The sequence below is a fragment of the Streptomyces sp. NPDC001492 genome (assembly GCF_053597275.1).
This window is the reverse complement of sequence record NZ_JBSFHW010000017.1, coordinates 120,672-135,094: the sequence shown is the minus strand read 5'-3', so window position 1 is coordinate 135,094 and position 14,423 is coordinate 120,672. Positions and strand designations below refer to the sequence as shown.

General features: G+C 69.2%; 11 protein-coding genes. 9 read left to right on the top strand and 2 right to left on the bottom strand.

Annotated elements, in window-relative coordinates:
• The first annotated feature begins 158 nt into the window (after positions 1-158).
• From ACWC1K_RS22500 to ACWC1K_RS22490, 3 genes are all read left to right on the top strand, one after another.
• On the top strand, positions 159-2,120 hold the full coding sequence (locus ACWC1K_RS22500; protein WP_450833689.1) for an IucA/IucC family protein: 1,962 nt from the start codon (positions 159-161) through the stop codon (positions 2,118-2,120).
• A gap of 78 nt (positions 2,121-2,198) precedes the next feature.
• On the top strand, positions 2,199-3,008 hold the full coding sequence (locus ACWC1K_RS22495; protein ID WP_450833688.1) for a GNAT family N-acetyltransferase: 810 nt from the start codon (positions 2,199-2,201) through the stop codon (positions 3,006-3,008).
• A 223-nt stretch (positions 3,009-3,231) separates the two neighbouring features.
• Positions 3,232-5,229 (top strand): ATP-dependent DNA helicase, encoded by a 1,998-nt coding sequence (locus ACWC1K_RS22490; protein ID WP_450833686.1) that lies wholly within the window; start codon positions 3,232-3,234, stop codon positions 5,227-5,229.
• 155 nt (positions 5,230-5,384) lie between these two features.
• Here the strand turns inward: ACWC1K_RS22490 and lexA are convergent, their stop codons facing one another.
• On the bottom strand, positions 5,385-6,164 hold the full coding sequence (lexA, locus tag ACWC1K_RS22485) for a transcriptional repressor LexA (RefSeq protein WP_115909488.1): 780 nt from the start codon (positions 6,162-6,164) through the stop codon (positions 5,385-5,387).
• Between the two features lie 564 nt (positions 6,165-6,728).
• Between lexA and nrdR the strand changes: the two genes are divergently transcribed.
• The 3 genes from nrdR to ACWC1K_RS22470 all read left to right on the top strand — a co-directional run bounded on the left by nrdR (position 6,729) and on the right by ACWC1K_RS22470 (position 11,212).
• Positions 6,729-7,289, top strand: coding sequence for a transcriptional regulator NrdR (gene nrdR, locus ACWC1K_RS22480; protein ID WP_450833685.1), 561 nt, complete (start codon positions 6,729-6,731; stop codon positions 7,287-7,289).
• 163 nt (positions 7,290-7,452) lie between these two features.
• Complete coding sequence (locus ACWC1K_RS22475) at positions 7,453-10,347, top strand: vitamin B12-dependent ribonucleotide reductase (protein ID WP_450833683.1); 2,895 nt, start codon at positions 7,453-7,455, stop codon at positions 10,345-10,347.
• Positions 10,348-10,504: 157 nt separating this feature from the next.
• Positions 10,505-11,212 (top strand): DUF6215 domain-containing protein, encoded by a 708-nt coding sequence (locus ACWC1K_RS22470; RefSeq protein ID WP_450833681.1) that lies wholly within the window; start codon positions 10,505-10,507, stop codon positions 11,210-11,212.
• Positions 11,213-11,218: 6 nt separating this feature from the next.
• On the opposite strand, the gene ACWC1K_RS22465 is transcribed toward ACWC1K_RS22470, so the two are convergent.
• Positions 11,219-11,752 (bottom strand): TerD family protein, encoded by a 534-nt coding sequence (locus ACWC1K_RS22465; RefSeq protein WP_450833680.1) that lies wholly within the window; start codon positions 11,750-11,752, stop codon positions 11,219-11,221.
• 161 nt (positions 11,753-11,913) lie between these two features.
• Here ACWC1K_RS22465 and ACWC1K_RS22460 point away from each other — a divergent pair, with 161 nt between their 5' ends.
• The 3 genes from ACWC1K_RS22460 to ACWC1K_RS22450 all read left to right on the top strand — a co-directional run bounded on the left by ACWC1K_RS22460 (position 11,914) and on the right by ACWC1K_RS22450 (position 14,241).
• On the top strand, positions 11,914-12,519 hold the full coding sequence (locus ACWC1K_RS22460) for a YdbC family protein (RefSeq protein WP_099931779.1): 606 nt from the start codon (positions 11,914-11,916) through the stop codon (positions 12,517-12,519).
• A 132-nt stretch (positions 12,520-12,651) separates the two neighbouring features.
• The gene (locus ACWC1K_RS22455; RefSeq protein ID WP_344401721.1) at positions 12,652-13,311 is read left to right on the top strand and encodes a histidine phosphatase family protein; all 660 of its coding nucleotides are present in this window, start codon (positions 12,652-12,654) and stop codon (positions 13,309-13,311) included.
• Positions 13,312-13,323: 12 nt separating this feature from the next.
• Positions 13,324-14,241 carry an ADP-ribosylglycohydrolase family protein gene (locus ACWC1K_RS22450; protein ID WP_450833678.1) on the top strand — a complete coding sequence of 306 codons (918 nt, stop codon included), beginning with the start codon at positions 13,324-13,326 and terminating at the stop codon, positions 14,239-14,241.
• The last annotated feature ends 182 nt before the right edge of the window (positions 14,242-14,423 follow it).

Sequence of the window (14,423 nt, the reverse complement as noted above, 5' to 3'; positions counted from 1 at the left end):
CCGAGCGAGGCCCCTCCGAAGCACCGCTCTCGCAGCAGACCCCGCCTGCCTCGGCGCCCCCCTCAGTGCCTCAGCAGGGACGGACGGCCGCGCGGGAAGCGGAGCCGGGTCGGGGCGCGGAGCGGAAGTCGGAACGGGGGCCGGCTTGCTCTTCGGTCATGGGCGCAACCCCGGGGGACGGTCGCTCCACGGAGCGGGTACCGGAACAGCGCAAAGGCCCCGTGGCCGAAAGCCCGCGTCCCGCCACCGCCGATCTCCTCGATCACCCCGATCCGCACACCGCAGCCGAGGCCGCGGCGGTCGAGAACCTGCTGCGCTGCTGGGTGCGCGAAGCCGGCCTCCACGCCCCCGAGGACGGCACCCTCCGTATCCCCCTGCCCGCCAGCGGCACGGCCCTCCTCGCCCCGGTCCACTACTGGTCCCCGACGGGATGGCACCGGTTCGGTCTCCCGTTCCTCGCCAACGCCCCCGCACCCTCCCGACCGGCCGACGCGGTGACCATCGCCGCACTCCTGGCCAGGGAAACGCCTGACCGAGGCAACACGTCCGCCCTGCCCGCCGCCGGACCCACGTCCAGCGGCGTCGGCCGTCCCGCGGCCGCCCAGACACCAGCCCCCGCCTCAACGGCGTCCACATCCGGCCCGGACCTCGTCGCCCGCGTCGCCGACTCCCTTCGCCGTACCGTCACGTTCGTCCGCGAGCGCCGGGAGCGCCCCACCGACGGACCAGACCTCTTCCTCACTTCCGAGCAGGCACTCGTACTCGGACACCCGCTGCATCCCACGCCGAAGAGCCGCGAAGGTCTCTCCGAAGCCGAGGCGCGGTCGTACTCACCTGAGTTGCGCGGCTCCTTCCCCCTGCACTGGCTGGCTGTCGCCCCCTCCGTACTTGCCACGGACTCCGCCTGGACCGAGCGCGGTCGTCCCGTACCCGCCCCCCGACTCATGGCACGGCTCGCCGAGACCGAGCCGGCGCTTCCCGACGGCTACGCAGCCCTCCCGTTGCACCCTTGGCAGTGGCGTGAGGTGCGGCAACGCACCGAGATCTCGCCCCTTTTCGACGCCGGGCTCCTTCGTGACCTCGGTACGCACGGGTCACCCTGGCATCCCACCTCCTCCGTACGCACCGTCCACCGGACCGGCTCTCCGGCCATGCTCAAACTGTCGCTGGGCCTGCGGATCACCAACTCCCGCCGCGAGAACCTCCGCAAGGAACTCCACCGAGGTGTCGAAGTCCACCGCCTGCTGCGCAGCGGCCTGTCCAGGCAGTGGCACGCGGCCCACCCCGGGTTCGACATCGTTCGCGACCCGGCCTGGCTCGCGGTCGACGCGCCGGACGGCAGCCCCGTGCCCGGACTGGACGTGATGATCCGCCACAACCCGTTCAGTCCGTCGGACGACGTCTCCTGCATCGCCGGGCTCGTCTCTCCCCGGCCGCAGGCCGGGACAAGCAGCGACTCGGCGGGCGCAGCGCGCCGCCCGGAGGGCGGGCCGCCGCCCGTGCAGTCCCGGCTGGCCACGGTTGTCACGCGCCTTGCGGGCCGGAGCGGTCGTCCCCGTGCGGCCGTCGCCGTCGAGTGGTTCCTGCGCTACCTCCAGCAGGTCGTCCGTCCCGTGCTGTGGCTGGACGCGGAGGCGGGGATCGCCCTGGAGGCGCACCAGCAGAACACGCTGCTCCTGCTGGACGCCGACGGCTGGCCCGCCGGCGGACGCTACCGCGACAACCAGGGCTACTACTTCCGGGAGTCCCGGCGCACCCAGCTCGACGCCCGGCTGCCCGGTATCGGCGAGCACAGCGACACCTTCGTCTCCGACGAGGTCACGGACGAGCGTTTCGCCTACTACCTCGCGATCAACAACGTGCTCGGCCTCATCGGGGCCTTCGGCTCCCAGCACCTCGCCGACGAACAACTGCTGCTCGCCGCCTTCCGCCACTTCCTCCACGACGTCGCCACCGGCCCCGCCCGGTTGGGCACCCCACTTCCTGCCCACCTCTTGGACTCACCCGTCCTGCGCTGCAAGGCCAATCTGCTGACCCGCCTGCACGGCCTCGACGAACTCGTCGGCCCGGTCGACACCCAGTCCGTCTACGTCACCATCGCCAACCCCCTCCATCGCTGAATGGCACCGCCGACCACGATCGACTCCCTTCGCTTCTGAGGAACATGCCCCATCCCGTCTTCTGAGAGGAGCGGCGCCGTGCCTCCCACCGACGCCAGCGCACACGCAGCCACCGCACCCGGCACTGACCTCGGCGCCGACCCGAGCCCGCCCGCGGCAGAGAGCAGCACCGGTGTGGGCACGGACAACGAGGACACCCTGGACCTGCGTCTGCCGGACGAACTGCTTGCGCTCGTTGCAGCGGAAACCGCCTCCGACGAGCCACGAAGCCGGTGTGCAGATCCAGCACCGCGCGTTTGCGTCAGCAGAGCCGACGACGACCTCCTCGACCGTGTCGCCGGCTGGGGGCCCGTCGTCACACCCGTGGGCGTCTTCCATCTCGCCACCGTGCACGTCGAGCGGGACCTGCCGCTGATCAGCCGCTGGATGAACGACCCTGCCGTCGCGGAGTTCTGGGAGCTGGCAGGGCCTCCGACCCTGACCGAGAGCCATCTACGGGCCCAGCTCTCCGGCGACGGACGCAGTGTTCCGTGCCTCGGCGTGCTGGAGGGCACCCCGATGAGCTACTGGGAGATCTACCGGGCGGACCTCGACCCGGTGGCCCGTCACTACCCCCTTCGGCCTCACGACACCGGACTGCACCTCCTCATCGGTGGGGTCGCCGACCGAGGCCGCAAACTCGGCAGCACCCTGCTCAGAGCCGTGGCCGACCTCGTCCTCGACAGGCGGCCCGCCTGCGCACGCGTCATTGCGGAACCCGACCTTCGCAACACCCCCTCCGTCGCCGCTTTTCTGAGCGCAGGCTTCCGGTTCGCCGCTGAGGTCGACCTGCCCGCCAAGCGGGCCGCCCTCATGATCCGAGACCGGTCCCTGCGCGATCTGCTGTGACTCGGTGTCGCGGCAGCATCACTCTTGGTACGCCGCCCGCACCGATCCGGTTCCCACTGCCCCACATCCGATTTTCCGCAGCGCCGGTCCCAAGGTCACCCGAGACGATCTTTCCGACCGATCCACTCCGACCCTCGCCCGAGGAGCATCCGGTCTTGATCCCGCCCCTCGTCCCCGTCTTGATCACCCGTTTGTCAGTGCCGGGTCGTAGGGTGGTCGCGCTATGACGAAGCCCTCACTCCCCGAACTCCTGCATGCTGCCGTCACCGCCGTCGGCGGTACGGAGCGCCCCGGCCAGGTGACCATGGCCGAAGCCGTCGCGGAGGCGATCGACGACGGTTCCCATCTGCTGGTCCAGGCCGGCACCGGCACCGGAAAGTCGCTGGGCTACCTCGTGCCCGCGCTCGCGCACGGGGAGCGTGTCGTCGTGGCGACGGCCACCCTCGCCCTGCAGCGCCAGCTCGTCGAGCGGGATCTGCCGCGCACCGTCGATGCGCTGCACCCCCTGCTGCGCCGCCGCCCGGAGTTCGCGATGCTGAAGGGCAGGTCGAACTACCTCTGCCTGCACCGACTCCACGAGGGTGTCCCGCAGGACGAGGAGGAAGGGCTCTTCGACCAGTTCGAGGCGGCCGCGCCCACCAGCAAGCTGGGCCAGGACCTGCTGCGACTGCGCGAGTGGTCGGACGAGACGGAGACCGGCGATCGCGACAACCTCACCCCCGGCGTCTCCGACCGGGCCTGGGCGCAGGTGTCGGTCTCCTCGCGGGAGTGCCTGGGTGCGACGAAGTGCGCGTACGGCGCCGAGTGCTTCGCCGAGATGGCCCGCGAGCGTGCCAAGCTGGCCGAGGTGGTCGTCACCAACCACGCGTTGCTCGCGATCGACGCCATCGAGGGCGCTCCGGTCCTCCCACAGCACGAGGTGCTGATCGTCGACGAGGCGCACGAGCTGGTCTCCCGGGTCACCGGAGTGGCCACCGGTGAACTCACGCCCGGCCAGGTCAACCGTGCGGTCCGCCGCGCCGCGAAGCTGGTCAACGAGAAGGCCGCCGACCAGCTCCAGACCGCTGCCGAGGGCTTCGAGCGGCTGATGGAGCTGGCCCTGCCGGGCCGTCTGGAGGAGATCCCGGAGGACCTCGGGTACGCCCTCATGGCACTGCGCGACGCCTGCCGTACGGTGATCTCCGCGATCGGCGCGACCCGGGACAAGTCCGTCCAGGACGAGGACGCGGTCCGCAAGCAGGCGCTGGCCTCCGTCGAGACGGTGCACGACGTGGCGGAGCGGATCACGAACGGCTCCGAGTGGGACGTCGTCTGGTACGAGCGACACGACCGTTTCGGCGCCTCCCTCCGCGTCGCTCCCATGTCCGTGTCGGGACTCCTGAGGGAGAAGCTCTTCGCGGACCGCTCCGTCGTCCTGACCTCGGCGACGCTGAAGCTGGGCGGCGACTTCAACGGGGTCGGCGCCTCCCTCGGGCTCGCACCGGAGGGCACCGAGGGTGAGGACCTCCCGCAGTGGAAGGGTGTCGATGTCGGCTCGCCCTTCGACTACCCCAGGCAGGGCATCCTCTACGTCGCCAGACATCTGTCGCGCCCCGCGCGGGACGGCGACCGCGCGGACATGCTGGACGAGCTGACGGAGTTGATCCAGGCGGCCGGCGGCCGCACCCTCGGCCTCTTCTCCTCCATGCGCGCCGCACAGCTCGCCGCCGAGGAACTGCGCTCCCGGATCCCGGAGTTCCCGATTCTCCTCCAGGGCGAGGAGACGCTCGGTGAGCTGATCAAGAATTTCGCCGCCGACCCGATGACCTGCCTGTTCGGCACGCTGTCACTCTGGCAGGGCGTCGACGTCCCAGGCCCCAGCTGCCAGCTCGTCGTCATGGACAAGATCCCGTTCCCGCGTCCGGACGACCCGCTGATGAGCGCCCGGCAGAAGGCGGTGGAGGACGCGGGAGGCAACGGCTTCATGGCCGTCGCCGCCACACACGCCGCGCTGCTCATGGCCCAAGGCGCCGGCCGCCTCGTACGGGCCTCGGGGGACCGCGGGGTGGTCGCCGTACTCGATCAACGACTGGCCACGGCGCGCTACGGCAGCTATCTGAAGGCGTCACTGCCCGACTTCTGGTACACGACGGACCGTAACCAGGTCCGGAAGTCGCTGGCGGCCATCGACGCGGCGGCGAAGAAGTCAGAGGCCGAAGCGAAGAAGACAGAGGCCGAATGACCACGGGGTTGGTCTGTCGCGGCGGCGTGACAGACCAACCCTGATGCGCGGAACACGCGCCGGCGGGGTCCGGACAGCACAGGGCCCCGGAACCGGCGCAGGGGTCCCGGGGCCCGGTCAGAGGGTGGTTCTCCACGAACCGCCCGCCGCAGCCGTCACACGCGCCGCAGCACTGCCACCACCTTGCCGAGGATGGTCGCGTCGTCGCCGGGGATCGGCTCGTACGCCGCGTTGTGAGGGAGGAGCCAGACGTGGCCGTCCTCGCGCTTGAAGCGCTTGACGGTCGCCTCGCCTTCGAGCATGGCCGCGACGATGTCGCCGTTCTCGGCGACCGGCTGGCGGCGCACCGTGACCCAGTCGCCGTCGCAGATCGCGGCCTCGATCATGGAGTCGCCGACGACCTTCAGCACGAACAGCTCGCCGTCACCGACCAGCTGGCGGGGGAGGGGGAAGACGTCCTCGACCGACTCCTCGGCGAGGATCGGGCCACCGGCGGCGATGCGGCCGACCAGCGGGACGTACGACGCGGCGGGCTTGCCGGCGGTGTCGGTGGGCTGCACGGACGCGCCCTGGTCGGAGCCGCGCACCTCGTACGCGCGCGGGCGGTGCGGGTCGCGGCGCAGGAAGCCCTTGCGCTCCAGTGCCATCAGCTGGTGTGCGACCGAGGAGGTGCTGGAGAGGCCGACCGCCTGGCCGATCTCCCGCATCGACGGCGGGTAGCCGCGCCGCTGCACGGAGTCCCTGATGACCTCGATCACCCGGCGCTGCCGGTCGGTGAGGCCCGAGCTGTCCGCCCGGATGCCTGGAGGTCGGCCCGGTAGGGAGCGCTTGGGCCCCTCGGGATTCACGGCTTCGTTCATCGCATGCACCGGCTCGAGTCGGCCCTGGGAGCGGTCCTGGGCAGTGATGGTGGCACTGTCTGCGGTGGTGGTCACGTCGGCCCCTCTCGATGGTCTCCCTGCTGGACAACGGTAGTTGCTTTCGAAAGGTTGCGCCAAACACACGTTCGAGTGAAAAAATATGGATCGCCGTACTTGATCATGTGTCTGGGTGTATAGCTAACGCGGCACCTGGCGGACAAAAGGGCCCATTGTTGTACTCTTCACCGCCGGGGTGCTGACCTCGTGGGTTACTGCCCCAGTCTGCCATCTGGCATTCCGTCAACCGGGCACAGCTCTCCATCTCTGCGGGAGCCCCACGTCCCCTCCCTGCGGCGCCCACGGTATCTCCGCATGCGCCGTAACGGTACGGCTGTGCACCTGGGATCAGGTGCGCCGCGCCGGGCGCATGGCACATGCCAATGCGTGCGCGACACGCGCGTACGACGTGCATGCATGGGCCAATCCCCACATCTAGTGGTTGGATTGCAACAGCAGCCCAGAAGTTGTGGTCCCCCGGGTCTTCAGGCTCCTGGCGATCGCCTATGCTTGGGGCTGCTTCGAGGGGCCCATGAGGCCCAGCGAGGCTATTGAGTCTGCTGTGAGGAGGGTTGGGAGTTCATGCACTGCCCCTTCTGCAGGCACCCCGACAGCCGTGTCGTCGACAGTCGTACGACCGACGACGGCACGTCGATCCGCAGGCGCCGCCAGTGTCCGGACTGCTCCCGTCGTTTCACGACCGTGGAGACGTGCTCGCTCATGGTGGTCAAGCGGTCCGGAGTCACCGAGCCTTTCAGTCGTACCAAGGTCATCAACGGCGTGCGCAAGGCATGCCAGGGGCGGCCTGTCACCGAGGACGCACTCGCCCTGCTCGGCCAGCGGGTCGAGGAGGCGGTGCGGGCCACCGGAAGCGCCGAACTGACCACCCACGACGTGGGTCTGGCCATACTCGGCCCGCTGCAGGAGCTCGACCTCGTCGCGTATCTGCGGTTCGCCTCCGTCTACCGGGCTTTCGACTCGCTCGAGGACTTCGAGGCCGCGATCGCGGAACTCAGGGAGGAGAGGCGACCAGTCGCCGCGGACAACGACGACCGCGAGGACGCTGTCGCGGGGGGCCAGGAAGAAGACTGCGGGCCCGGAGGGACTGCTCAGGTCCCCGAGCCCGCGCACGCCGCCGACTGATCGGCGGGCCGGAACCGGGCGGATACCCCGATTCCGGCCGGACGGCGGCCATCGAAGACCTGTTGCGGGCGGCAGCGCGAGATGCCCGCAACACCAGACACAACATGTGCCACGGGAACATCGGGGCACTTCAGGGCGTTTTAGCCCGTACCAGGGAGGCGGCATGACAGAGACGGCGAGCGGTCCGGCACGGAGTTCCCGCGCCAAGGGCACCAAGGCGACCAAGGGACTGCGTATCGAGCGCATCCACACCACCCCCGGCGTGCACCCGTACGACGAGGTGGCCTGGGAGCGCCGTGACGTCGTCATGACCAACTGGCGCGACGGCTCGGTCAACTTCGAGCAGCGCGGCGTCGAGTTCCCCGACTTCTGGTCGGTGAACGCGGTCAACATCGTCACCAGCAAGTACTTCCGCGGTGCCGTCGGCACCCCGCAGCGCGAGGTGAGCCTGAAGCAGCTCATCGACCGCATCGTGAAGACGTACCGGAAGGCCGGCGAGGACTACAAGTACTTCGCCTCGCCCGCCGACGCGGAGATCTTCGAGCACGAGCTGGCGTACGCCCTCCTGCACCAGATCTTCAGCTTCAACAGCCCCGTGTGGTTCAACGTGGGCACCCCGCAGCCCCAGCAGGTCTCCGCCTGCTTCATCCTGGCCGTCGACGACTCCATGGAGTCGATCCTCGACTGGTACAAGGAAGAGGGCATGATCTTCAAGGGCGGCTCCGGCGCCGGCCTGAACCTCTCCCGCATCCGCTCCTCCAAGGAGCTGCTGTCCTCGGGCGGCAACGCGTCCGGGCCGGTCTCCTTCATGCGCGGCGCCGACGCGTCGGCCGGCACCATCAAGTCCGGTGGCGCCACCCGCCGTGCCGCCAAGATGGTCATTCTCGACGTCGACCACCCCGACATCGAGGACTTCATCGAGACCAAGGTGAAGGAGGAGGAGAAGATCCGCGCCCTGCGCGACGCGGGCTTCGACATGGACCTCGGTGGCGAGGACATCACCTCCGTCCAGTACCAGAACGCCAACAACTCGGTCCGTGTGAACGACGAGTTCATGAAGGCGGTCGAGCAGGGCGGCAAATTCGGCCTGCGCGCGCGGATGACCGGCGAGGTCATCGAAGAGGTCGACGCCAAGGCCCTGTTCCGCAAGATGGCCGAGGCCGCCTGGGCCTGCGCCGACCCGGGCATCCAGTACGACGACACCATCAACCACTGGCACACCTGCCCGGAGTCCGGCCGAATCAACGGCTCGAACCCCTGCAGCGAGTACATGCACCTGGACAACACGTCCTGCAACCTGGCGTCGCTGAACCTGATGAAGTTCCTGAAGGACGACGGCAAGGGCCACCAGTCCTTCGAGGTCGAGCGCTTCGCGAAGGTCGTCGAGCTGGTCATCACCGCGATGGACATCTCCATCTGCTTCGCGGACTTCCCGACCCAGAAGATCGGTGAGAACACCCGCGCGTTCCGCCAGCTCGGCATCGGTTACGCCAACCTCGGCGCCCTGCTGATGGCGACCGGCCACGCCTACGACTCCGACGGCGGCCGCGCCCTCGCCGGTGCCATCACCTCCCTGATGACCGGCACGTCGTACAGGCGCTCCGCCGAACTCGCCGCGGTCGTCGGCCCGTACGACGGCTACGCCCGCAACGCGAGCGCTCACAACCGCGTCATGAAGCAGCACGCCGACGCGAACGCCGTCGCCGTCCGCATGGACGACCTGGACACGCCGGTCTGGGCCGCCGCCACGGAGGCCTGGCAGGACGTGCTGCGCCTCGGTGAGAAGAACGGTTTCCGCAACTCCCAGGCGTCGGTCATCGCCCCGACCGGCACCATCGGTCTGGCGATGTCCTGCGACACCACCGGCCTCGAGCCCGACCTCGCCCTGGTCAAGTTCAAGAAGCTGGTCGGCGGCGGCTCGATGCAGATCGTCAACGGCACGGTTCCGCAGGCGCTGCGCCGCCTGGGCTACCAGGAGGAGCAGATCGAGGCGATCGTCGCCCACATCGCCGAGCACGGCAATGTCGTCGACGCCCCGAGCCTCAAGCACGAGCACTACGAGGTGTTCGACTGCGCCATGGGTGAGCGCTCCATCTCCGCGATGGGCCACGTCCGCATGATGGCCGCGATCCAGCCGTGGATCTCCGGCGCCCTGTCCAAGACGGTCAACATGCCGGAGTCGGCGACCGTCGAGGAGGTCGAGGAGATCTACTTCGAGGCCTGGAAGATGGGCGTCAAGGCGCTCGCCATCTACCGCGACAACTGCAAGGTCGGCCAGCCGCTCTCCGCCAAGACCAAGGAGAAGGAGAAGGCCGAGGTCACGGAGAAGGCCGAGGCGGCCATCCGCGAGACGGTCGAGAAGGTCATCGAGTACCGCCCGGTCCGCAAGCGTCTGCCCAAGGGCCGTCCCGGCATCACGACGTCCTTCACGGTCGGCGGCGCCGAGGGCTACATGACCGCCAACTCCTACCCGGACGACGGTCTCGGCGAGGTCTTCCTGAAGATGTCCAAGCAGGGCTCCACCCTCGCGGGCATGATGGACGCCTTCTCCATCGCGGTCTCCGTCGGCCTCCAGTACGGCGTGCCGCTGGAGACGTACGTCTCGAAGTTCACCAACATGCGCTTCGAGCCGGCCGGTATGACGGACGACCCGGACGTGCGGATGGCGCAGTCGATCGTCGACTACATCTTCCGCCGCCTGGCGCTGGACTTCCTGCCCTTCGAGACGCGCTCCGCCCTTGGCATCCACTCCGCCGAGGAGCGCCAGCGTCATCTGGAGACCGGCTCGTACGAGCCCTCCGATGACGAGGTCGACGTCGAGGGCCTGGCCCAGTCGGCGCCGCGCGCCCAGGAGCTGAAGGCCGTGGCCACGCCGCGTGTCGAGGTCGAGGCGGCCAAGCCCGCCCCGAAGCAGGCCCACACCAGCGCCGAGCTGGTGGAGATGCAGCTGGGCATCCAGGCGGACGCCCCGCTGTGCTTCTCCTGCGGTACGAAGATGCAGCGGGCCGGCTCCTGCTACATCTGCGAGGGCTGCGGCTCGACCAGCGGTTGCAGCTGACGCAGTAGTGACCAGCGGTTGAGGGCGGCGGAGCGTTTCATGGCTCCGCCGCCCTCGGCCATTCCGTGCGAAAACTTGTTCCCCTTCGGGTCGATCACAGGCTAGGCTCCCCCCGCGCACGACCGGCGCGAACGGCAGGGTGGGGAACGTGGGGGACATGGTCGACGATTTCGCCGACTCCAAAAAGGCAACGAGCGAGCCTGAGAAGCCCATGAATGTGGCGGCTCAGGTGATCGCCGCGATCGTGGTGGTCGGGGGCCTCGCAGGGCTCCTGTGGGCGCTGGACCTGGACTCGAAGGCGTCCGCCGACCGCGGGCCGGCCACCTGCACGGCCACGCACGACAAGCCGTCGAAACCTGTCTCGGGCGCCCAGCTCTGCACGGCACTCAACCGCCCGGACCTGCCGGCGCTGCTCGGCACACCGGAGGAGTACGCGGAGACGGCCGACGGCAACGAGAGCACGATCACCTCGGCGGACGGCACGAAAATCACCACCCCCGAGGCGGACGTCGACCTGAAGACGTACTCCGTGAGGCTGTCGGCATCCGACGACGAGTTCGGCGTGGCCGACATGGCCGGTCTTCTGGGCACGCGCGCAGAGACGAAAACGGTGCTCGGGCATCCCGCGATCGTCTACTCGGACCGGACCATCGCACTGAGCTTCAACCTGGTGGGCGGCGGCAAGGCCAAGAGCGGCCCTGGAGGCATCGCCCGCAGCCTCTTGGTCGCCCGGGACGCCAAGGACGGCGGCGGCTACTTCGAAGTCGCCATCTGGCGCCAGGACTTCGCGACGCCCGACGACGCGGCCCTGTTCCGTGTCGCCGAGAACGTGTTGCCGACGGTCCCGGGATGGACCGCCGGCTGACGGACGTCAGGGCTGGTGCGCCCGGCCCATGTCCCGGGTGAACGTCGCCGGGTCGTCCTCGAAGCCGTGGATCCCGGGGCGAAACGTCCACTCGCCGGACTCGTCGCGTATGAACTCCCCGACCGTCGCCGCCGTCGCCCCGAGGACGTCACCGAAGTCGTCCTCGGCCAGAACGGTGTAGCCCTCGCGGATGCGCAGCCCCGGGTTGATCACGCCGACGAAGGTCCGGTGCGCCGTGCGCTGCTGGATGACCACGCCGACCACCACGCGTGCGTACCGCTCGCTGAGCCGCTCCAACTCCAGCGTCATGACCTCGTCCCAGCCGAAGCCCTTGCCGTCCTTGCTGTCTCGGTTGAGGTAGATCGTGCCGTCCGGGGAGCGGCTGTCGAAGTGCACCACATAGGCGGGATCGCCGTAGGCGTCGTCCGCCGGATAGGTGGCGGCGACGATGTCGAGATCGGTGTCCGCCTCTCCCGCCGGACTGGGGTCCCACTTGAGTGCGACCTCGACCTTGCGGATCCCCTTGTTGATGCCGGTCACCGGATCTCCCCTTCCCCGTTTCCCCGTGTGCCCCTGTCCGGCCCGAACTGCGCGGCGGACTGGGCCTGTTGTCCATCCTGCCACGCGCGCGTGCAGGTGTGCGCCGGAGCTGTCCACCGGAGCGTGACCGGCGCCACGCTCCGTGGCCTTACCATGGCGCGGTGCTGGTCAAGTGGATTCGCTGCACCGTGGTGGACCGCCGCGGCTTCGAGCGGGGGCAGCGAAAGTGGGCGGGGCTTCTGGGGGAGCCGGGGTTTCGGGGACAAGGTGGTGGCTGGAGCCGGGGACGCACAGGAGTGGCCCACATCTTCGCCTTCTGGGAGAGCCGTGCCTTCTACGACTCCTTCATGGCCCGTTCCCACGATCGGCTGGCGGCGGCTCAGTCGGGCACGTTCAAGGATGCCCAGGTCAAGCTCTTCGACTACCGCTTCGACGTGAAGACCGGCTTCGAACCGCGCTTCACGGACGCGGACCTGCTGCGGGTCGCCCTCTGCCGAGTGCACGAGGAACGGGCCGAGCATTTCACGCTGATGCAGGAGAAGGTCTGGAATCCGGCCATGGCCGGCTCTCCCGGCATGATCCGCGGCCTGTTCGGCGAGGCGCCGGGCCATGAGTTCCTGGTGCTGTCCATGTGGCGGTCGGCCGCCGAACACGGCAAGTACCGCACGGAGCGCGTGGAGCGGCTCGCCCTGCGGGCACAGACGGAGGCGGACGTGGCGGCTCTCACGGGCGACATCATTGAGCTGGAGCCGACCTGGACGGTCTGACGCGTGGGTTTGGAAACCGGACGCATTTCATGGTGCGCCCTGGTGTGGCCAGTGGTGCAGGAAGTGTGTGACCTACGCTGTATGAGCCCGTACGAGTGCTCGATCGGGCGTCACCCGATCTAGGGTTTCGGCATGGCACGACCACGGCGCATCGTCCTTGTCCGGCACGGAGAGTCAACGGGCAATGTTGATGACACCGTTTACGAGCGGGAGCCCGACCATGCACTGGCGCTGACCGAGCGCGGCTGGCAGCAGGCCGAGGAGACCGGCAAGCGGTTGCGCGAGGTCTTCGGCCGTGAGCGCGTCAGCGTGTACGTGTCACCGTACCGGCGCACGCACGAGACCCTGCGCGCCTTCCATCTCGATCCCGAGCTCATACGGGTACGGGAGGAGCCCCGGCTGCGCGAGCAGGACTGGGGAAACTGGCAGGACCGCGACGACGTGCGCCTCCAGAAGGCCTACCGGGACGCGTACGGCCACTTCTTCTACCGCTTCGCCCAGGGGGAGTCCGGCGCCGACGTGTACGACCGGGTCGGCGGCTTCCTGGAGAGCCTGTACCGCAGCTTCGAGGCCCCCGACCACCCGTCCAACGTGCTGCTGGTGACCCACGGCCTGGCCATGCGGCTGTTCTGCATGCGCTGGTTCCACTGGACGGTCGCGGAATTCGAGTCGCTGTCGAATCCGGGGAACGCGGAAATGCGGATGCTCGTTCTCGGCGACGACGGCAAGTACGTGCTGGACCGGCCTTTCGAACGCTGGCGAGATCCGGAACCGTACGGGATCACCGGATAGAGTGGCAGAGCGATGACCCCTGACTCCTCTCCCGACGGGCGCCTGGACCGCGCCGTGGCCAGCCTGCGTGGACTGGCCGTGGGGGATGCGCTGGGCTCGCAGTTCTTCGTGCCGGCGAACTATCCACTGCTGCAGCGTCGCGAGCTGCCGCCAGGCCCCTGGCAGTGGACCGACGACACGGAGATGGCCTGCTCCGTGGTGGCGGTCCTGGCCGCTCACCACCGCATCGACCAGGACGCCCTGGCGCAGTCCTTCGCCCACCACCACGACTTCGACCGTGGGTACGGTCCCGCGGTCAACCGTCTGCTGCGGCTGGTTCGAGAGGGCGGGGACTGGCGCGAGCTGGCCGCCGACCTCTTCCACGGACAGGGCTCCTGGGGCAACGGAGCGGCCATGCGGATCGCCCCGCTGGGCGCCTGGTACGCGGACGACCCGGAACAGGCGACTCATCAGGCGGAGATCTCCGCGTATCCCACGCACCAGCACCGCGAGGCCGTCGTCGGCTCCATGGCGGTTGCGGCCGCCGCCGCGCTGGTCGCAGCCCCCGGCGGTCCGCCGAGCCCTGAGGCACTCCTCGACGGAGTCGTCGCGCTCGTCCCGAAGAGCGCCGTCGGCGCGGGCCTGCGGCGCGCACGGGACATGCTCGACTACGCCGACGCGGGCACCGTCGCGGCCGTACTGGGCTGCGGACGGCGTACGTCCGCCCATGACACCGTGCCCTTCGCGCTCTGGTCGGCGGCGCGGGCCCTCGGCGACTTCGAGCAGGCGTTCTGGACGACTGCGCAGGTCGGTGGTGACGTGGATACCACCTGCGCCATTGTGGGCGGGGTGCTCGCTGCCGGGAAGGCCGGCCTGCCGCCTGCCGAGTGGGCGGGGCTGACGGAGGCACTCCCGGACTGGGTGCCGACCGTCCGGGCACCGTCAGCTTGAATCCTTTGCAACCTGTGGAGATCGCCCGGAGAGACTGGTGGAAACTCTCCGTGTTTGCCGGGAACTCTGCGTGACCGTGCGGCCGTTGTCCTGACATCAGCCGTGTGAGGCGCAGGAGCGGGTGCACTGCATCTGAGGCGCGAAAGGTCCGGGGGTGAGTCGTGCAGTTCGTGGCCGTCTGG

Bases quoted from the DNA above. Each gene is read 5' to 3' on its own strand.
- ACWC1K_RS22475 (WP_450833683.1), top strand. From the start codon at position 7,453: ATGACAGAGACGGCGAGCGGTCCGGCACGGAGTTCCCGCGCCAAGGGC.
- ACWC1K_RS22455 (WP_344401721.1), top strand. From the start codon at position 12,652: ATGGCACGACCACGGCGCATCGTCCTTGTCCGGCACGGAGAGTCAACG.
- ACWC1K_RS22500 (WP_450833689.1), top strand. From the start codon at position 159: ATGGGCGCAACCCCGGGGGACGGTCGCTCCACGGAGCGGGTACCGGAA.
- ACWC1K_RS22490 (WP_450833686.1), top strand. From the start codon at position 3,232: ATGACGAAGCCCTCACTCCCCGAACTCCTGCATGCTGCCGTCACCGCC.
- ACWC1K_RS22450 (WP_450833678.1), top strand. From the start codon at position 13,324: ATGACCCCTGACTCCTCTCCCGACGGGCGCCTGGACCGCGCCGTGGCC.
- ACWC1K_RS22470 (WP_450833681.1), top strand. From the start codon at position 10,505: ATGGTCGACGATTTCGCCGACTCCAAAAAGGCAACGAGCGAGCCTGAG.
- nrdR (WP_450833685.1), top strand. From the start codon at position 6,729: ATGCACTGCCCCTTCTGCAGGCACCCCGACAGCCGTGTCGTCGACAGT.